The 18,833-nt window shown below is 36.4% G+C and carries 16 protein-coding genes and 3 tRNA genes; 11 read left to right on the top strand and 8 right to left on the bottom strand.

Going from position 1 to position 18,833, the window contains the following annotated elements; translation table 11 throughout:
• The first annotated feature begins 182 nt into the window (after nt 1–182).
• The 6 genes from AC0L3W_RS10595 (at nt 183) to AC0L3W_RS10570 (ending at nt 4,857) form a co-directional block, all read left to right on the top strand.
• Nucleotides 183–259 (top strand) — tRNA-Arg (locus AC0L3W_RS10595).
• Between the two features lie 65 nt (nt 260–324).
• Nucleotides 325–400: transfer RNA gene (locus AC0L3W_RS10590), tRNA-His, on the top strand.
• Between the two features lie 26 nt (nt 401–426).
• Nucleotides 427–503: transfer RNA gene (locus AC0L3W_RS10585), tRNA-Pro, on the top strand.
• A gap of 843 nt (nt 504–1,346) precedes the next feature.
• Nucleotides 1,347–1,796 (top strand): outer membrane beta-barrel protein, encoded by a 450-nt coding sequence (locus AC0L3W_RS10580; protein WP_290040619.1) that lies wholly within the window; start codon nt 1,347–1,349, stop codon nt 1,794–1,796.
• A 709-nt stretch (nt 1,797–2,505) separates the two neighbouring features.
• On the top strand, nt 2,506–3,432 hold the full coding sequence (locus tag AC0L3W_RS10575) for a porin (RefSeq protein ID WP_290040618.1): 927 nt from the start codon (nt 2,506–2,508) through the stop codon (nt 3,430–3,432).
• Between the two features lie 516 nt (nt 3,433–3,948).
• Nucleotides 3,949–4,857, top strand: a complete 909-nt coding sequence (locus tag AC0L3W_RS10570) for an aldo/keto reductase (protein WP_409438934.1) — start codon at nt 3,949–3,951, stop codon at nt 4,855–4,857.
• Between the two features lie 77 nt (nt 4,858–4,934).
• Here AC0L3W_RS10570 and AC0L3W_RS10565 read toward each other — a convergent pair whose 3' ends face one another.
• The 3 genes from AC0L3W_RS10565 to AC0L3W_RS10555 all read right to left on the bottom strand — a co-directional run bounded on the left by AC0L3W_RS10565 (nt 4,935) and on the right by AC0L3W_RS10555 (nt 7,332).
• Complete coding sequence (locus AC0L3W_RS10565; RefSeq protein WP_409438935.1) at nt 4,935–5,564, bottom strand: LysE family translocator; 630 nt, start codon at nt 5,562–5,564, stop codon at nt 4,935–4,937.
• An 84-nt stretch (nt 5,565–5,648) separates the two neighbouring features.
• Nucleotides 5,649–6,383, bottom strand: coding sequence for a tRNA-uridine aminocarboxypropyltransferase (locus AC0L3W_RS10560; protein ID WP_409438936.1), 735 nt, complete (start codon nt 6,381–6,383; stop codon nt 5,649–5,651).
• 313 nt (nt 6,384–6,696) lie between these two features.
• On the bottom strand, nt 6,697–7,332 hold the full coding sequence (locus AC0L3W_RS10555) for an alternative oxidase (RefSeq protein ID WP_290040609.1): 636 nt from the start codon (nt 7,330–7,332) through the stop codon (nt 6,697–6,699).
• Between the two features lie 647 nt (nt 7,333–7,979).
• On the opposite strand from AC0L3W_RS10555, the gene ansA reads away from it, so the two are divergent.
• Nucleotides 7,980–8,999, top strand: coding sequence for an asparaginase (gene ansA, locus AC0L3W_RS10550; RefSeq protein WP_290040608.1), 1,020 nt, complete (start codon nt 7,980–7,982; stop codon nt 8,997–8,999).
• 61 nt (nt 9,000–9,060) lie between these two features.
• Here the strand turns inward: ansA and AC0L3W_RS10545 are convergent, their stop codons facing one another.
• The 3 genes from AC0L3W_RS10545 to ohrR form a co-directional block, all read right to left on the bottom strand.
• The gene (locus AC0L3W_RS10545) at nt 9,061–10,830 is read right to left on the bottom strand and encodes an alkaline phosphatase D family protein (protein ID WP_409438937.1); all 1,770 of its coding nucleotides are present in this window, start codon (nt 10,828–10,830) and stop codon (nt 9,061–9,063) included.
• A 267-nt stretch (nt 10,831–11,097) separates the two neighbouring features.
• Nucleotides 11,098–11,712, bottom strand: a complete 615-nt coding sequence (locus AC0L3W_RS10540) for a glutathione S-transferase family protein (RefSeq protein WP_409438938.1) — start codon at nt 11,710–11,712, stop codon at nt 11,098–11,100.
• A gap of 35 nt (nt 11,713–11,747) precedes the next feature.
• On the bottom strand, nt 11,748–12,215 hold the full coding sequence (gene ohrR, locus AC0L3W_RS10535) for a transcriptional regulator OhrR (protein ID WP_290040604.1): 468 nt from the start codon (nt 12,213–12,215) through the stop codon (nt 11,748–11,750).
• A gap of 259 nt (nt 12,216–12,474) precedes the next feature.
• Between ohrR and AC0L3W_RS10530 the strand changes: the two genes are divergently transcribed.
• The gene (locus AC0L3W_RS10530) at nt 12,475–13,626 is read left to right on the top strand and encodes an iron-containing alcohol dehydrogenase (protein ID WP_409438939.1); all 1,152 of its coding nucleotides are present in this window, start codon (nt 12,475–12,477) and stop codon (nt 13,624–13,626) included.
• 334 nt (nt 13,627–13,960) lie between these two features.
• Here the strand turns inward: AC0L3W_RS10530 and AC0L3W_RS10525 are convergent, their stop codons facing one another.
• Nucleotides 13,961–14,842 carry a LysR substrate-binding domain-containing protein gene (locus AC0L3W_RS10525; protein ID WP_409438940.1) on the bottom strand — a complete coding sequence of 294 codons (882 nt, stop codon included), beginning with the start codon at nt 14,840–14,842 and terminating at the stop codon, nt 13,961–13,963.
• A gap of 110 nt (nt 14,843–14,952) precedes the next feature.
• Here AC0L3W_RS10525 and AC0L3W_RS10520 point away from each other — a divergent pair, with 110 nt between their 5' ends.
• Both AC0L3W_RS10520 and AC0L3W_RS10515 read left to right on the top strand, forming a co-directional pair.
• Nucleotides 14,953–15,252 (top strand): putative quinol monooxygenase, encoded by a 300-nt coding sequence (locus AC0L3W_RS10520; RefSeq protein WP_409438941.1) that lies wholly within the window; start codon nt 14,953–14,955, stop codon nt 15,250–15,252.
• Nucleotides 15,253–15,258: 6 nt separating this feature from the next.
• On the top strand, nt 15,259–16,260 hold the full coding sequence (locus tag AC0L3W_RS10515) for a Gfo/Idh/MocA family protein (RefSeq protein ID WP_409438942.1): 1,002 nt from the start codon (nt 15,259–15,261) through the stop codon (nt 16,258–16,260).
• A 232-nt stretch (nt 16,261–16,492) separates the two neighbouring features.
• Here AC0L3W_RS10515 and AC0L3W_RS10510 read toward each other — a convergent pair whose 3' ends face one another.
• A complete protein-coding gene (locus AC0L3W_RS10510) occupies nt 16,493–17,134 on the bottom strand; it encodes a single-stranded DNA-binding protein (RefSeq protein WP_409438943.1) in 642 nt (213 codons plus the stop codon).
• Between the two features lie 665 nt (nt 17,135–17,799).
• Here AC0L3W_RS10510 and AC0L3W_RS10505 point away from each other — a divergent pair.
• Nucleotides 17,800–18,642: a 23S rRNA (adenine(2030)-N(6))-methyltransferase RlmJ gene (locus tag AC0L3W_RS10505; protein WP_290040600.1), complete on the top strand. Its 843-nt coding sequence runs from the start codon at nt 17,800–17,802 to the stop codon at nt 18,640–18,642.
• The last annotated feature ends 191 nt before the right edge of the window (nt 18,643–18,833 follow it).

Genomic DNA, 18,833 nt, shown 5'->3' with positions numbered 1-18,833 from the left:
GTGAAAGTATATCTGAAAATTGATAAAAGCTTTGAATTAATGAAGAAAAGGCTGATTTTTTTGTTTTTCAAACGAATTGTACATCTATTGAGCAAGTAAACCTATTTTATTAAAAAAACTATAAAAAAGACTAGACAGCTTTTGTTGGGTTCAGTATTATCCGCGCCACGCTAAAGACGTGAGCATCCGTAGCTCAGCTGGATAGAGCGTTGCCCTCCGGAGGCAAAGGCCACAGGTTCGACTCCTGTCGGGTGCGCCATTACTTCGAGAGCAATTGTTTTAAAAGAAAGCTCGGAAGTAAATAAAGTCTTTAGGTTATTAGTGGCGGATGTAGCTCAGTTGGTAGAGCCCCGGATTGTGATTCCGGTTGTCGCGGGTTCAAACCCCGTCATTCGCCCCATCTTTTCTTGATGTAAAACAGATACTCGGTGATTAGCGCAGCTTGGTAGCGCATCTGGTTTGGGACCAGAGGGTCAGAGGTTCGAATCCTCTATCACCGACCACATTAGAAAAGCCTGTAATACTTGATTGTGTTACAGGCTTTTTGCATTTTAGGGATATAAGGTTTCTATCAATGGTTTGACCTTAAAGGATCGCTCAGCCCCCAAGCTGTCGCTTGTTCGCTCCTCTATCGCCGACCACATTAGAAAAGCCTGTAATACTTGATTGTGTTACAGGCTTTTTGCATTTTAGGGATATAAGGTTTCTATCAATGGTTTGACCTTAAAGGATTGCTCAGCCCCCAAGCTGTCGCTTGTTCGCTCCTCTATCACCGACCACATTAGAAAAGCCTGTAATACTTGATTGTGTTACAGGCTTTTTGCATTTTAGGGATATAAGGTTTCTATCAATGGTTTGACCTTAAAGGATTGCTCAGCCCCCAAGCTGTCACTTGTTCGCTCCTCTATCGCCGACCACATTAGAAAAGCCTGTAATACTTGATTGTGTTACAGGCTTTTTGCATTTTAGGGATATAAGGTTTCTATCAATGGTTTGACCTTAAAGGATCGCTCTGACACTAAGCTGCCGGCAAACAGACTGCTCAGGCATAAAGCCTCGCTTTTTTGCTGCTCCATCTATTACCAACCATATTAGAAAGTTCGTCATATTGGATAAATATTTAATAGGCAAGATAATTTCAAACGCGCTAGATTTTAAGCCACTTTACTTAGTCTTTCTTCCATCACAAACGTTTTAGCTTTTATTTTCAATGAACTATTTTGATTAGAAGGTATCTATATAAGTCTTGATAGATGTAAATGAAGGAAATGCTAAATTAGTATTCATTCATTGAGATATTACTTTTAAAAAAATTGATCAATATAAGAAATAATTAAGGTAAAAAAATGAATAAAACAGCTAAAACGTTCGCCGGTTCTCTGTTAATTGCAACTTTATTTAGCCCTGCATTAGCGGCCCCTGGAAGTATCAAAGCTGGTGTCGCTTTTGATCAAGGTTTCGGTGTGACGGCGCAATTTAATAACACAATTAATGCCTTCATAGGTAATGATGGGGTGTCTGCAGATTATCTCTTGAAGCAAGGAACATTTAACTCCGATGTTCCTGTTAATTGGTATGTTGGTGTCGGTGGTGCCATTAACTGGGATGATCATCATCATGATTATGACAACTCTTATGCTGTTCGAGTGCCGCTAGGTGCATCAATTCCTTTTGCAAAAAATTGGGATGTTTATGGTCAAGTTGCACCTGACCTCGCTTTTCAAGATAAACATAATAACGATGACGATTTTGAATTTGGTGTCGATGTCGCTTTAGGCGTGCGCTACGGTTTTTAATTATTATTAAATATTTATTGTATAAATTGGGATTAGATAATAGATATTTCTTTTCCCGATAACCCTTCACTGTATAGTTTCATTTTTATAATTCCATCTTCATTTTTAAATCGACCACTCCCTTTACTCCCACCTGCTAAATAAAAAGAGGATAATACTTAGTAAGTACGTTTGATTAATTAGAAAATTTTACTACTGCCAAAGATTGTGTCGTCGATTTATTCTTGTTTTGACGGTTCAATACCAACACAAGGTTAATACTAAATTAGTCTAAACGAATAAACTCGAGGTGCGATTTGGTTTTACTTAACCCTGTGAATACTTTTAATATTATTTATGATTGAGCGCTGATTAGGTGAAAAGCTGAGTTAAGTTTTACTTATTTGCTTTGATTTAAAAAACAGAGATATTAAAAATCTTAAAAAGTTCAATATTTAATCTGTTTTTTTTGTAAAAAACGGAAAAATGAAGGATTTAACACTTATTTAGCATTTCAATTTTGTAAATTTATGAGATCTTCATCACATTAACTTTCTTTTTTATCAATTTATTTGTGACGTCTCGTCATATAAGTGTGTTTGCTATTTCAGCCTTGAGAATTGTGTGGTAATTTTATTTTGCGCTTAAAGAACTGTAATACGTTGTTAACATTACACGACTTAAGTATTCAAAGGACTCAATTAAATTAATAGCCACAAGGTGATGGAAAATGAAAAAAACAATCTTAGCAACAATGCTGACTTCTCTATTCGCAGCAACAGCAGCACACAGTGCAACAGTTTATGAAGCTGACGGCGTAACTTTAGATCTTTTTGGTGATGTAGAAATTCAGGCTAACAAAGGTACTGAAGATGACGCACCTAAAATGATTCATCTTGATGATGCAGATTTCGGTGTTCAAGCTGGTTACGTACTTAGCGATAGTTTATCTGCGATTGCTAAAATCTCTGTAACTGGTGAAGATGAAACTGGATCTACAAACAACATCGATCTTGATGAAGCGTTTGTTGGTTTAAGCTTTACACAGTTTGGTACAGTAACTATCGGTCAACAATACACTATTGCTGATGATATCGGTATTGCTAACGATTACGCATTTGGTATCAACAGCGGTTACGCTGGTGTTGCAACAGATGGTAAGCAAGTAGTGAAATACGTTGTTGATAACGGTAATTACTACTTTGGTATTTCTTACCTATTAAATGAGAATGCAGCTTCTGATGATGTAGAGTCTATTGATGCTCGATTAGGCGTACGTATTGACGAATTAGACTTAACTGCTTACTTAGGTAAAGCTGATGATGCTGATGCAAGCGCTACTTCTGTTCTTTTAGAAGCACGTTACACAATGGATGATTTAGCACTTGCAGCATCTGTAAGTAGCCTTGATGGGTACACTTCTGCTGAAGACAGCACTGCATTCGGTTTAGCTGCTGCATACACAGTTGACAAAGTAACATACTCTGGTGGTTATTCTCTTCTAGATGTTGACGGTGATGAAGATAAATTAAATACATACTTTGTAAATGCTGCATACGCATTTAACAGCAATGTAACTGTTTACGCTGAACTTGGTGGCGATGATTCTGACGATTCAGAATTAGGTTACGGTGCTGGTATGGCTGTAACATTCTAATTTAGCTTTATTAAATACAGTCTTCTTTTTGTTATAGACAAAATTAATACTGTTATTTTAATAAACAATAAAACTGCTTATTTGTGAAAACAGGTAAGCAGTTTTTTTATGCCTTATGATTATATAAATACCAACAACCCATTATTGGATTCAGCTTTAAGCTAGCATTAGCAATATTAATTAACTGGTCTATGTACTTGTTAAAATAGCTTACTTTTTCATTGTAAATTTTGTAAAAAGAACAACTAGTAAAGAATTAATATCCTTTGGTTAATACTAAAAAAGATGATTACCCCTTCTTTTCTTTTTATGTGTATAAAGCCCTCACTTTTAACATTTAGCTCCCTACTCAATTAGATATACTTTGAAGAACGTGATATAAATATTTTTATTAAAATATGATAATTAAATGCTTATTTTGTAGCTCTCTCTTTTTCATTTTAAAAACCTTGGATAGATCAATTTGATCGGGTATCCCTTCAAAGGGATTCAACCATATTAGTAATGGAGTATTTTATGAGTTTCGTAGAAAAGGTAGTGATGGCACCGGAAGGACCTTCTTTTTCTAAGTTAATACAAGGATATTGGCGGTTAGACAGTTGGGGAATGTCAAAACAAGCTCGTTTAACGTTTATGAAGCAACATGTTGAGCTTGGTATTACTACAATAGATACGGCAGCTATATATAAAAATAGTGAAACGTTGCTTGGTGAGGCTCTCAAGTTAGATCCAGGAATACGAGATAAAATTCAGATAATTTCTAAATTTGGCATTAATAGTATCCCTGACTCTCCGTCTGAAAAGCGTGTTTCACATTATGATTCTAGTAAGTCTGCAATACTGACTTCTGTTGATAATTCTTTACGTCAATTAGGCGTGGAGCAATTAGATGCATTGTTAATACATAGACCTGATTTTTTAATGGTGGCCGACCAAGTTCAAGCAGCTTTTACTGAGCTTGAAAATTCTGGAAAAGTAGCTCATTTTGGTGTTTCAAATTTCACACCTATGCAATTTGATTTATTGCAATCTCGTTTGAGTCGCCCTTTAATTACTAATCAAGTTGAGCTCAATCCAATCAATCTTGATAGCCTTGAGAATGGTGTATTGGAGCAATTGCAAAAAGATAGGGTTAGACCTATGGCTTGGTCATGTTTAGCTGGCGGTGCTGTATTTAATAAAACTAATGTGTGTATTGCCCGCTTACGAACTACCTTAGAAGAAGTTGCGAAGGAGATTGGTGCAACTTCTATTACTCAGGTTATTTTTGCTTGGATTTTAAAACATCCTTCTAAACCCGTTGCTTTAATTGGTTCAGGAAAAATTAAGCGAGTACAAGATCCTGTGGCTGCCTTAAGACTAAATATGAACACTGAACAATGGTACCGTATTTTAGTGGCGTCTAAAGGGCAACCTGTTCCTTAATTGTTAAGTGGTTTATTTATACTCAGTAAAGTTAAGTGTAGATGGCTTTACTGAGTAAATTGCTAACGACATATTCTTTATATGAGGCTTAGGAATAACTTTCCTGCAAAGATTAATAAAATCCCTCCCATTACTCTCTCAAACCAATGTCCTTGCTTTACGAAGCGTTGACGGACGCTCTCTTTAGAAAATAGAAAAGAAACTAAGCTAAACCACGCTGCTGTTGTTACTACAATCCATACTCCATATATTGATTGAATAGCAATTGGCGTGTGAGGGTTAACTATCGTGCTGAAAATAGCCAGGAAAAATAATGTTGCTTTAGGATTAAATACATTGGTCATGAACCCAATCATAAATGCTTTCTTTTGATCTTCTTTATTGTTGTCTGCTTCGACTAAGCTGGATTGGTTTGTTGCTGCTTTACTACTTAACAGGTTAATACCTAGGTAGGTTAGGTAGAGTGCTCCTAGTACTTTGGCTGATAACATTAAATAGGTTGATTGTGATATGAGTAAACCTATGCCTAATAAAGTGTAAATAACATGAATTGCAATACCGGCCCCTATCCCTAAACTTGTAATAACAGCGGTTTTTCTGCCAAAGCTAATACTTTGTCTCAGTACAATAGCAAAATCAGGCCCAGGGCTGATTACAGCGAGAAAATGAATGAGCGTTAACATTAAAAATTCATGTAAGTAGTTCATAGAATCCTTTCTTGTTGGGTATAAAGAGATAATAGAATGAGAGGGTTAAGGGGTAAAAAACACCTCACTAGACGCAAGTGGTGGTTATGTTAATTCATTTAATGCTAATGACAAGAGTGTCTGCTGATTATTCTCTGGAAGTGGTTGGCGGCTTTTCCCTAATAAATAGTTTTCTTTAAACGCATTAAATAACAGGTGCATGATTTTAGCGTTATTAGTTTCACCTAGGCTTTCCAAGATCAACCCTGCTACTTCAGCTGTGGCTAATTGATTATCTTTCGTTGCTTTGCGTACTAAATATTCAGACAGTTTTTCTGGTGCAAAAGATAATACTGGGAAATTATTCAAGTAAGGGCTTTTACGAAACATTTTCTTCGCTTGTGCCCAAGTCCCGTCTAATAAAATAAAGAGAGGGCGCTTGTCTTGTATGAGGTTTGGTAAAGCATGTTGCTTTATTACTTCTCTTTCCACTTGTGCATATTCCGATGGGAATACCACAATAGGGTACCAACGAGTGTCTTGTAATACCTTTAACATTGCTGAGTTTGGTTCTGTGCGAGACCAAATATAGGCATGAGTATCAATAATTAGATCAGCAATTAGTCGGCCTGTGTTACTAGGCTTTAATATTTCATCATCGTACATTAATAGCAAAAAGCCACTGTTGCTAAGTACTGGTTGTTTAATACTGCAAAGGCAAAGATAGGGCAATAACATGCAATGTTTGCAGCGATTAATACTTCCTCCTCTTGCAAGAAAAGGGCGTGTACTTTGGCTTAATCGAAAGTCGTATAATTTGTGAATAGCATGGATACGCATAATTGGCTCTTTAATGATTGAGTTATGATTATACCAATTCCGCTAATTATCTACTCATTTATACTTGTTAAAATGAATATTAGTTTGGTTATTGATTTTGCAATTAGAGTTACTGGTTACTGTAATCAATGCCTTGCTTTCATCCATTTTATCTATACTTAAATAGATCATTTAATTAACGGGGGAGGTATTATACGTAAATAAGTGAAGCGCTAGAATAGAGGAAGGTAAGGTGTTTGCTACTTTGAGTAAAATATTGATATGAAAAGGGGGGAGTTACCGCCCCTTCTCACTTTATATTATGATTAATAGATTATCGTTGATGTGATGGTAAGTTGTTGTTTTCAAATGAATCAGCAAACTCATGGTTACGGTCGCGATGTTTTGCTTCATCATCGCGTATACACAGTACTACGTCACGTAATAACGCTTCTTCTGGTAAATTATAATAATCTTTAGCGATGCGAGGTGCAGGTACATTTTCAACAACACCTTCATCTATTTTCTCTAAAAACTCTGTATAGCTTTTGCATGCTTCTTCCTCAAAGTAGCCCACTACTCTATGAGCTGTTTTAGAGGATAAAAGGTATAAGAATGTGTACACAAATAAGAAAGCCCCTTGCCCTAATAATACCAAGGTACGCTCAATCCAAGTAGGTTTGGCAATATCTAAAAAAATCATTAAATGCATACGTTCATTCTCAGCTTCGTCTAATAACTCTCGAACCCAGCCTTGATCATCGCGCATACGACGAAGTGCTTTTAAGTGATTAAACATGCCTGCTACCATACCCGGTACTGCGGCAATCGTTTCTAATATAACGGCTCTTTTTGCATATTTAGTACCGTAAAAAAGGTTAAGTGTGAATTTCAATATCTGAGTTATTTTGTAAGCGATAGATTCAGACAATTTACTAGGCTTTTGGTGTAGCAATTCAAAGTTTGACATGGCATCTCTCTCAGTAGGTTAAAAGTCATTCTATAAACAAATTAATACTAAATGTGATCTTGGTCAATGCATTCAAAAGGCTTGAAAATGTTGAATTTTTATCATGTAAATAAGTATTAACAAGTCTGGAAATATCCCATTAACAATTGTGAATAATTTTTACTTCAAACTCATTGAAAAAAGCCTTATTGATCACTTTTTGTTAGTTTTTTGTAATTCAACGATTTTTAAAACCTTTCATAATATTGACTAAAGTTTGACCTGTTATTTCTTTTTCATCGCTAATAGCTTTTACATTAGTTAAGTAAGTTTCTAAATATATTTTAAGTCAGTGTTGGGTAGCAGGGTAATTAGTCGTACTATTTTTCGGTTAACCTCTTGCAAAGGCTGGGGTGTTTGACAAAATATGTGTATCTTGTAGCCCTGAGTGCTATTCCTTTATCTATTTTTATTTTTATTATGGGGTCACTGATTAATTCTGTTGAGTTTATGAGTAAATTCCGGTGTTATTAACTGTGTCGTTATCGCGTATATAATGAGGTTAAAAATAAGTAGTATGCTACTCAGGTGTTGAATTCATCCTTAATATTGATTGTTAGTAGGTATTATTGGATGGTTATTTTTTATGAAACAAAAATGAGAAGTTAATGGCTGAGAAAAAACGTATTTACATTGCTTACACTGGTGGCACGATCGGTATGAAACCATCAAAAAATGGCTATATTCCAGTGGCTGGTTATTTATCGGAAACGATTAAAAATATGCCTGAATTTTTCCATGAGGATATGCCTGATTTTGAAATTCACGAATACGATCCATTAATTGATTCTGCCGATATATCCCCGCAAGCATGGCAAATACTGGCCAATGATATCCAGCAGAAGTACCATGATTTTGACGGGTTTATTATTTTGCATGGCACCGACACTATGTCTTACACGGCATCTGCACTATCATTTATTTTTGAAAGTTTAAGTAAACCTGTGATCATTACTGGTTCACAAATTCCATTATCTCAGTTACGTTCAGATGCGCGAGCTAATTTACTGAACTCATTATATATTGCTGCACATCACCCGATTAATGAAGTGTGTTTATTTTTTAATAATCAATTGTTTCGAGGTAACAGAACGACTAAACAACATGCAGATGGTTTTAGCGCATTTGTGTCACCGAATTACCCTGTTTTATTGGAAGCGGGTATTGATATTAAGAATATCGCAGGTAAAAAACAACGCACCGTTAATACGCGCTTAACAATTGGCCAGATTGAGAAACAATCGATTGCTATATTGCATCTATTTCCTGGTTTAGATTGGCAAGTTTTGGATAATTTATTAAAAAGTCCATTGCAAGCGTTAGTATTATTAACCTATGGCGTAGGTAATGCACAGCAAGATCCTGAGTTGCTAAAGACATTAAAAGAAGCAAGCGAGCGCGGTATTTTGATTGTTAACTGTAGCCAATGCTTAAAAGGCAGTGTGAACATGGACGGTTATGCAACGGGGCACGCGTTGAGCGAAGCAGGCGTGATTGGCGGTATTGATATGACTACTGAGGCGGTTATTGCTAAATTGCATTATTTATTAAGCCAAGATCTGAGCCATAAAGTGGTAAAAGAGTTACTAACTACAGACCTACGTGGTGAGTTAACGACTTCAACTTGATAAAAGGTTGTGAGAAAGGCCTCATTGATTATCTAATTAATGAGGTCTTGTTTTATAGAGCTTACTCTGTTGCTAAAACCAATGTTGGGTTATTAGCTAAACTACTTGCCACGGTTGAGCGATTCGTTAGTTCTTGGTATTGGTCTGATAAAATGGTATCAACAAAGTGCCATTCACTTTCTACCTTATCTTGAGTAAAGGTAAGTGTTAAGAAACCACGATCCTTAACGTTAACGTACTCTAGCCCGTCAACCAGTGAAACAAAGCCATCTTCAGTTGCTTCAACAACGGTATCATTAATGCCTAGATAATACTCAAGGCCTGGAGATGAAATTGATGATACTGCGAACTCTACACCTACGATAGTGCCATCTGCATTAGACAAATTATTCGCCCAAGCATTATGTGTGTCGCCTGCCACCACGACTAAGTTTTTATTATTGTTATTAAAAATATCTAATACTTTATCGCGCTCTGTTGCATAACCATCCCAAGCATCTAAATTGTAGGGAAGTGTTGGGAAAGAGAGTTGACTTAACACTTCTGTTGTTAATTTATCTGCATTTTCTGCATAATAAGTTTGCTCTGCGGTTGTTAAGCTAGGGTCGTTAGCTTCGATGCGAGCGGCAAGTAGTGCTAATCCACCTAGCTCTTCATAATCACTGGTACTCATAGTATTTAATGCAATTGCACCAGGTAGTTTCATCTCTCCCATTAAGACCTGTTGACCCAGGAGTTGCCATCGTCCAGTGTTGACTGTGACATTATCTTCAAGCCATTGTAATTGCTCTGTTCCTAGCATGTTTCGTTCAGTTTCATATAAATCTTGATTAAATGTCTCTTCATCAAAAAAGATACTACCATCAAAATAATCAGCATAATCTAGCTGTTGATCACGAGCTAATACACGGGTGTCTAGCATATAAAGATCCACTAGATCACCAAAAGCAAAGTGGCGATAAATTTCCTCATTATTGCCTTCGCTCCATGGGCGAATCGGAAGCCATTCAAAATACGCTTGTAAGGCTGCTAGTTTTCGTTCTTCGAAGCTGCCTTCTCCATCGTTATGATTTCCTGCGCCATCTTGCCAAGTATCATCTGCAATTTCATGATCATCCCAGACAGTAATGAAAGGCACTTTACTGTGTAATAATTGTAAGTCAGGATCACTATGATATTGAGCGTATCGAGTACGATAATCACTTAGACTAAATAGCTCTGTGGCAGGTAATACTTCACGATCGAGTGCTTCAGCATTTTCACTTGCGTATTCATCTCGTGCATATTCATAGATATAATCGCCTAGGTGTAATACCGCATCTAAGTCTTCTTGTTGGGCTGCTAAGTTATAGACATTAAAATATCCTGCTGGGTAGTTAGCACAAGACATTACAGCTAATTTAACTGAATTGGGTGAGCCATTACTTATGGTTTTAGTCGTTCCAATAGTTGAAGTAACACCATGACTAATAAAGCGATAATAATATGTGGTATCTGCCTCTAAACCGACTACATCTACTTTTATTGTATAATCTTTTGAGGTACTGGTGGTGCTATTACCTGTACTAACTAGCTCTGTAAAAGTTTGATCTTTTGATACTTCCCATGAAACAGTTAGCTCTGCGTCAGTGTCTGGGGTGATGCGTGTCCATAGAATAATTGAATTAGCTAAGGGGTCACCACTGGCAATACCATGATTAAAACTAACGCTGCTAACTACTTCTTCATCTTCATCTGTTGCACACCCCATTAAACCGTATGAAACAACTGCTGCACCTGCTCCTCTAGCGGTTAATATTAGGAAATCACGGCGAGAAATAGAACCTTTCATTAAACTATCCTTATTTTAAAATTAACAGTGTATGGTGTTAATGTGACAACTTAGTTGTTAAATAATTGGTTTTTATTTGATGAATAATTCAAAAATTTTGGAAGTGGCTTCAACGATGGCACTTTAGTCATTGTTAATTTAAATTAACCATACGTGTATGGAATAGGGGATCACGCTGTAGGATAGCCTTTCGAGAAGGCGAGATGTAAAACGTGGTTTACGCGTTTTACATCTTTATGTATTTCAATTTCTCAGTTACACAATTAATTAATGATTTAATTCAATGTTTTCTGCTTTATGAAATGCACTGTGAGTTGCCAGTTGCTTCGCGTAGGTTTGAATATGTGAAAAGTTAGCGAGTTGACCGCTATTTGCCACTAATTCCACGATAAAAGACATCATGATATCGGCTCCAGTTAACTTATCTGCTACTAAATAACGCTTACCAGCTAGTGAATTATTAAAGTAACTGAGTACTTTGAAGGTTTCTGTATCAGCATAGTCACCTAGAAAGTTTGTTTCACAGCCATCCTTGTTAACAAACATCTTTAATAATAAAGGTAAAATAGCAGAGCTTTCGGCAAAATGAATCCATTGGCTGTATTCTATGTCATCTGTTGTATCTTTTTCCGGTGCTAGACGCCCATTAGAATATTTATTAATGAGATATTCTGTAATTGCGCCTGATTCAGCAATCACTACACCTGCATCTTCAATTACTGGTGATTTCCCTAATGGATGAATATCCTTTAATTCTGGTGGTGCAAGGAAGGTTTGGCTGTCTCTTTGATAAGCAATAATACTGTAGTCAACGCCCAGTTCTTCAAGTAACCAAATAATACGTTTGGAGCGAGATTTATTTAGGTGGTGAAGTTTAATCATCTTATATTCCTTGTTGTTCATTTTGTTTAAAATGGTTACTCATCTTGTAAGTTGTCACACATTTTGTCGCAGCTTTCTTTTAATGTTAACAGCTCTTCTACGGGTAATTTTGATTTGCATAACATTTGATTTGGTATCGTTTCTGCTAAGTTTTTTAACTGAATTCCTTGCTCTGTTAAAAAAATTTCACGTACTCGTTCGTCTTCTAAACCACGTTGTCGAGTTAATAACTCCTTACCTTCAAGGCGCTTTAATAATGGTGTCAAGGTACCTGAATCTAAATGCAGTTTATGGCCTAATTCCTTAACGTTAATCCCATCATCATTCCAAAGCACAATCATCACTAGATATTGCGGATAGGTGAGATCTAAGGCTTTTAGCATAGGTCGATAAGCTCTAATAATGGCGTTAGCGGCACTATATAATGAGAAGCAAACTTGCTTTTCTATTACTAGATCGGAGGTTTGATTATCTACTTCCTGATCAATTTTATTATTAGACATATTCAATCCTTTAAATAGTGGTGTTAATTAGATTGTGCACAATATACTTGCGTTATAGTTTTAATGCGAGATATAATTGCTGGCAATTAGGTTGTGCGCAATTTATTTTTAATAAAGGTGATCGTAATTAAAATATTGGTCGTATTGCTTGTCCTATTAATTGTTACGGTTAATGTGTGCAACACAAAAGTAATCGATTAAATCTGAATAAATGTAAATAAAAATAACTTTGTTTTAAGTTGTTAAATAGGAGTGATAGATGAACAATTTCAGTTACCAAAACACCACAGAGATTCATTTTGGTCAAGGTCAAATCGCAGCAATTACTAATAGTATTCCTAAAGATAAAAAAATATTAGTAACTTATGGTGGTGGTTCTATCAAGGGTAATGGTGTTTATGATCAAGTTGTTGCTGCACTTGCTGAACATAATTGGGATGAGTTTTCAGGTATTGAGCCAAATCCACAGTACGACACGCTTATGAAGGCTGTTGAACGCATTCGTGCAGAAGGCTTTGATTATTTATTAGCAGTAGGCGGTGGTTCTGTTGTTGACGGAACTAAATTTATTGCTGCAGCTGTTGATTTTAAAGGTGAAGAAGCTTGGGATATCCTTGCAAAACAAGGGAAAATAGAGAGTGCATTACCATTGGGCTGTATTTTAACCTTACCAGCAACAGGTTCTGAAACGAATGTTGGTGCTGTAGTGACTCGTGGTAAAAATAAGTTAGCATTCCAAAATCCACTAGTGCGTCCGCAATTTGCAATTCTTGATCCTCAAACTACGTTAAGCCTTTCTGAGCGTCAAACATCAAATGGTGTAGTTGATGCTTTTGTTCATGTTATGGAGCAATATCTAACGTATCCAGTTAATGCCAAAATTCAAGATCGTTTTGCAGAAGGTATTCTGTTAACACTAGTTGAAGAAGGGCCAAAACTAATTGTTGATTTACAAGATATGGAGGCGCGTACTAATGTCATGTGGGCCGCGACTCAAGCATTAAGTGGTTTAATTGGGGTAGGTGTTCCTCAAGATTGGGCTACACATATGATAGGTCATGAGTTAACTGGTAATTTTGGTGTTGATCATGGCCGTAGTTTAACCATTGTTCTGCCTGCTATTATGCAAGTTTGCCGTGAAGAAAAAGCACAAAAATTAGTGCAATATGCAGAGCGAGTATGGGGTATTACAACGGGTAGTGAAGCAGAGCGTATTGATGCAGCAATAGAGAAAACTAAACAGTTCTTCTCTGCGATGAATACACCGGTAACCTTAACTGAAATAGACTTGAATCAAGCTGATATTGATACTGCTATGGCGAGTTTAGAAGCGCATGGTATGACTAAACTAGGCGAAAACGGCACAATTGATTTGTCACGTTCTCGTCAAATTTTAGAAACTGCACTTTAAATTGTAGAAATGATCTGGCTTGCTATTTATAGTCGTTGTGCTGGTAGTGGTGAGCTAGAAATTTTTAGCTTACAATATTTTAGATGATATCAACGCATGGCAATTAATTAGTCATGCGTTTTTTTTATAGCGCTGTATTGTTCCCACACTAATATCAATCATATTAATTAACTGCTCTATTTTTCTTAAATTATGGCTTAAATTAAGTCATTTCCAGTGCAGAATGAAGGCCTCTGATTTAATGTAATTGTTATAAGTTATTTTTCTTGCACAAAATTTAGGTAGCTTACTTATTATCATGAAAAATTTGATGGTTATATAGGCTATTTTTTAGCTATGAAGATCGCATCGATGCCAAAATAAATTCAATCAGGGTACGTATTTTTAATAACGGTGTTTTGCTTTTATATAACATATGGACAGGCATAGGTGGCGGAGCATGATCTTTTAATATCTCTATCAAGCCTCCATTAGCAAACTCTTCTTGCAATAATAGCTGAGGCTGTAACAAGATGCCGGCCCCCTTAAGTGCTGCTACCTTTAAAGCTTGACCACTGTTCGATGTTAAACGTGTGTGTTGCCTATCAAATGCTTGGGTATCTATTCTTAAAGCTGTATTCGCTTGGATATGGTCATAGCTAAAACCTAAACATTGATGGGTGATTAAATCGTCTAAGCTGTTAGGTGTTCGGTGTTTAGCAAGGTACAGAGGCGAAGCACAAAATACCATTCTATAGTCTGCAATTTTACGGGCAATCAGTGATGAATTAGCCAATTCTCCGATACGGATAACTAAATCAAACTGTTCATGTAGTGGGTCAATTAAACCATTGTCCAATGTTAGTTCAATATTTATATCAGGATACTGTAGCAAAAAATCAGCCAGAATCGGCGCTAATACAATATTGCCAAAGGTTACTGAGGAGTTAATACTAACTGTGCCTTTAGGATTGTTTTCTAATCGTTGTAAACTATTTTCTGCTTCTGCAATATTATCCAAAATACGTGTACATTCTAAAAAATAAATTTGTCCTGCTTCAGTTAAAGATTGTCTACGAGTGGTACGGTTGAGTAATTTGGCTCCTAAATGCGTTTCTAAATATTTAATGTGTTTGCCAATCATAGTCGCCGTTACTGAAAAGTGAACACCTGCAGCAGTAAAACTGCCATGTTGGGCAACAGAAACAAACACTTGCATACTTTTTAGTTTATCCACATTAGAAACTTATAGTTGTTAAATAATAAACTAAATGTTCGTTTATCAACTATAAATAGTCAATTAAAATGATGAATTGTTTCATTTTATCCACCTATTAAGGACTACTTATGTTTAAACAAGGTTTGTTCATTACAGCAGAGCTCCGTATTAAGGCTGAAAGCGATCTTGATACTGCCATTTTAGCAATTCAATCTTTTTGTGAAGGAATGAACAGTGAGCCAGGTTGTTCAATGGCGGTCGCATTACAAGATAAAGAAGATCCTCGTCGTTATATCTTTTGGGAGCGCTACGACAATAGACAAGCTTTTGAGCAACATTTTAAAGCTGAGCATACCCAAAAATTTATTCAATCAGGTTTGACTGATTTAGTGCAATCATTTGAAAGTACATTATTAACAGGGAAATAAACCATCATGAAAAAAACATTCAATTGGGGAATATTAGGCACAAGTTTTATCTCTGGAGAAATGGCGGATGCTATTGTGAAAGAAGGTAATACTCATCTTCATTCTGTTGCAGGTCGCTCAGTAAAGACATTAACAGAATTTGCTAATAAATATGATATTAAAAATAGATACACCGATTTCGATGCACTGATCAACGATGCTGATGTTGATATTATTTATATTGCCTTACCTAATCACATCCATCATGACTATGTCATAAAAGCGGCTAATGCAGGCAAAGCTGTATTATGCGAAAAGTCATTATCCGTGGATATGCAAAAAACACAGGCGGCATTAGCGGCTGTGAAAGAAAATGACACTTTCTTTGTGGAAGGTTTGATGTATCTGACTCATCCATTTATCAATACTCTTGCTCAAACTGTTAAATCTGGTGCAATCGGTGAGATAAAATCGATAACTGGACAATATTGTGCCGCAATAGAGCAGTTTGTTAATCCTATGAGTAAGGGGGCATTATATAATTTAGGTTGTTATCCTGCGTCATTAATGCACTTATTAATTAAACAAGAGTTTGGCCATGAAGTAAGCGATAACTATCAAATAAGTGCATCGGGTATACGTGGTAATGATGGTAATATTTGTGAATCTGCTGCAACTATTCAATATATAAATGGCGTTACTTGTCAATTACATACGGCAGAAAATTATGGTTTACATTTCTCATTTACCGTACTGGGTAGCAAAGGAACTTTAGTATTAACATCTAATCCTTGGCTACCTGATGTAAGTGGTAATAGTTTTGCTATAACAAAATATGAACAGAAAACTGAAAGCATATCAGTAGAAGCTGATGGAAATGGTTTTTTATATCAAGTGAAATTAATTCGAGAAGCATTATTGCAAGGCCATAAAAGATTACAACGACCAGCAGCAACACCAGAAGATTCAGCACACATTATGAAGTTATTAACCGATTGGGAAGGTGCAATATTAGCGGTATCGCCCTAACAGAAATATAATACATAAGTTTTTTGTGCGTCATATTAAGCAGATGAACTAAACGACTTTACTTGTTAAAATAACTTATTTCTTCTTTGTAAGTTTTGTAAAAGGGATGGCTGTTCTATCTCCAACGTAAAACTGAGAGCATTTATTCAATACAATGAGTAAAAAAACAAAAAAGCCGCTTAATAGCGGCTCCCGAAGTCATTTTTCAACACTTTTAATTTATATGTATTCCTCAGAACGGAATATCATCATCAAAATCCATTGATGGCTCGTTAAAGCTTGCTGGCGCCGTTGGTGCTGGTTTTGCCGCTGGTGGCGGTGTTGGAGCTGGGCGAGATGCTGGCGGTGGCGTCGGTTGAGGAGCCTGTTGTGGTTGATAAGCAGGTGCCATTTGTGGTGGAGCCGATTGCGCTGGTGGCTGTTGAGGTTGATTACCCCAAGCTTGTTGAGGTGCAGCTTGTTGTGGCGCTTGGTTTGAGTAACCGCCTGCTTGTTGACCACCTTGATAAGGTTGACCTTGACCTGGTGCTTGATTACGTGCGTCTAACATTTGGATATCGTTAGCAATGATCTCTGTTTTGTAGCGATCTTGGCCATCTTGACCTTGCCATTTGTTAGTCTGTAATTTACCTTCAACATATACTTTTGCACCTTTTTTAAGGTACTGACCTACCATTTCGCCGAATTTACCGAAAACAACAATGTTGTGCCACTCAGATTTATTTTCGTATTCACCTGTTTGTTTATTTTTCCAACTTTCAGTGGTTGCAATTGAAAAGTTAGCTACTGCGCCACCGTTTTGGGTATAACGCATTTCAGGATCTTTACCTAGGTTTCCCACTAGGACTACTTTGTTTACACTACGGTTAAACATGTTTTTGCTCCGCTATTTCGACTTTACTTAAAATATTGTTAGCGCTTAATGAATACCATGAAGCGCTATAATTGGTTGTGCTCATTGCTGTTCAAAAACCTGTGCGTTTCCCTGGCTATTAACAGCTTTATTTCTGACTTAACGCTGGTTCGAAGGTTCGAAAAGAGCGATGATTTAATTCAAATGTTCTGCTGTTTTTTATTTCACTTTTTTATCATTATTAAAAAGCGAAAATAGTCAGTTCACTGCGGTTGTAGATACCAAGAGAAAATAAAAACCATAATTAGTATCAATTCTGCTAGGCATAAAAAACAAGCTACTACTAGCGTCTAGTTTATAGGAAAAAGCCCCTGTAATACTACCGAAAATTCACCTAAAAGGTGAAGTGCCCCATAAAACTTAGCTATAGGGCTTGAGCCACCTAGTGTGATCAATACAAACAATAAAATCCCCTTAAGCAGAATGACAAATAATACCTTGCTGAGAGTATATAAACTAAATTAGCAGATTGATTCTGACACTATTTAATCACTTTGTTGAGTGAGTTAATTAAGGTGCTAAGTAATCCATTGCGTTTATTCTCTTTCAGTACATGTTTTTAGCGCAATCACTAGGTAAACTATTTATACTAGCTGGGTTATTTTATTTATATTTTGGAGTTTTTTGTGCTCAGTTATCGTCATTCATACCATGCAGGGAATTATGCAGATGTGCTAAAACATACTGTAGTCGTTTCTATCCTTGATTACCTATTACAAAAAGATAAGCCATTTTGTTATCTAGATACCCACTCTGGATGTGGTGCTTATCAATTAAACTCGGAACAGTCATTAAAAACAGGTGAGTTTAAAGATGGGATTGCTAAGTTGTGGGGACAAAAAAATCTGCCTGCTCCTTTGTCTCGTTATATGGAACAAGTAATTGCATTTAATGGTATGGATAAATTAAATTCATACCCTGGATCGCCAATGATCTGTAACCAAATGCGTCGCGATGATGACCGTATGTTCTTATTTGAATTACACCCTAATGAATTTACTAATATGCGTGGTAATTTCTCTGGTGATCGTCGTATAAAAATGGCTAATACTGATGGTTTACAAGGTTTAATCGCTAATATGCCGCCTAAAGAGCGCCGTGGTTTGGTGTTGATTGATCCCTCTTATGAAATTAAAACTGAATATGAAGAAGTGGTTGAAAGCTTAATTGCTGCACATCGTCGTTTTGCTACTGGCACTTATGCCTTGTGGTACCCAGTAGTAAAACGTGCCGTTATCAATAAAATGGAACGTGCGCTAAAAGCTTCTGGAATTAAAAATATTCAATTATTTGAATTGGGTATTACAGCAGATTCTGAAGAGCATGGCATGACGGCTAGCGGTATGATTGTGATTAATCCTCCTTGGACTCTTTTAAGAGAGATGCAACAAAGTTTGCCTTTCTTAGCTGAAACCTTAGGCCTTGATGCTCAAGGTCATTATCGAGTAGAGACTTTAGTCGCAGAATAATATTAATATAATCAATAATCTAGCCTTATACTGTTGAGGTTAGATTATGCTTTTAATTATTACTCGTAATACAGTTTAGTTATTCCGTTTATACAGACTCTTTGCCTCTTGATAATGGGATAAGCGACTTAGCCATTTCCTCATTTATTCAAAAACTCCCAGTTGATTAAAAAATTATTGTTATCTCTGCA

This window comes from Psychromonas sp. KJ10-5, from assembly GCF_055808325.1.
Note: the sequence above shows the minus strand (reverse complement) of the source record. Positions and strands in the feature narration are given on the sequence as shown.

Coding starts and splice junctions, on each gene's coding strand:
- AC0L3W_RS10580 (WP_290040619.1), top strand. CDS start 1,347: ATGAATAAAACAGCTAAAACGTTCGCCGGTTCTCTGTTAATTGCAACT.
- AC0L3W_RS10575 (WP_290040618.1), top strand. CDS start 2,506: ATGAAAAAAACAATCTTAGCAACAATGCTGACTTCTCTATTCGCAGCA.
- AC0L3W_RS10570 (WP_409438934.1), top strand. CDS start 3,949: ATGAGTTTCGTAGAAAAGGTAGTGATGGCACCGGAAGGACCTTCTTTT.
- AC0L3W_RS10565 (WP_409438935.1), bottom strand. CDS start 5,564: ATGAACTACTTACATGAATTTTTAATGTTAACGCTCATTCATTTTCTC.
- AC0L3W_RS10560 (WP_409438936.1), bottom strand. CDS start 6,383: ATGCGTATCCATGCTATTCACAAATTATACGACTTTCGATTAAGCCAA.
- AC0L3W_RS10555 (WP_290040609.1), bottom strand. CDS start 7,332: ATGTCAAACTTTGAATTGCTACACCAAAAGCCTAGTAAATTGTCTGAA.
- ansA (WP_290040608.1), top strand. CDS start 7,980: ATGGCTGAGAAAAAACGTATTTACATTGCTTACACTGGTGGCACGATC.
- AC0L3W_RS10545 (WP_409438937.1), bottom strand. CDS start 10,830: ATGAAAGGTTCTATTTCTCGCCGTGATTTCCTAATATTAACCGCTAGA.
- AC0L3W_RS10540 (WP_409438938.1), bottom strand. CDS start 11,712: ATGATTAAACTTCACCACCTAAATAAATCTCGCTCCAAACGTATTATT.
- ohrR (WP_290040604.1), bottom strand. CDS start 12,215: ATGTCTAATAATAAAATTGATCAGGAAGTAGATAATCAAACCTCCGAT.
- AC0L3W_RS10530 (WP_409438939.1), top strand. CDS start 12,475: ATGAACAATTTCAGTTACCAAAACACCACAGAGATTCATTTTGGTCAA.
- AC0L3W_RS10520 (WP_409438941.1), top strand. CDS start 14,953: ATGTTTAAACAAGGTTTGTTCATTACAGCAGAGCTCCGTATTAAGGCT.
- AC0L3W_RS10515 (WP_409438942.1), top strand. CDS start 15,259: ATGAAAAAAACATTCAATTGGGGAATATTAGGCACAAGTTTTATCTCT.
- AC0L3W_RS10510 (WP_409438943.1), bottom strand. CDS start 17,134: ATGTTTAACCGTAGTGTAAACAAAGTAGTCCTAGTGGGAAACCTAGGT.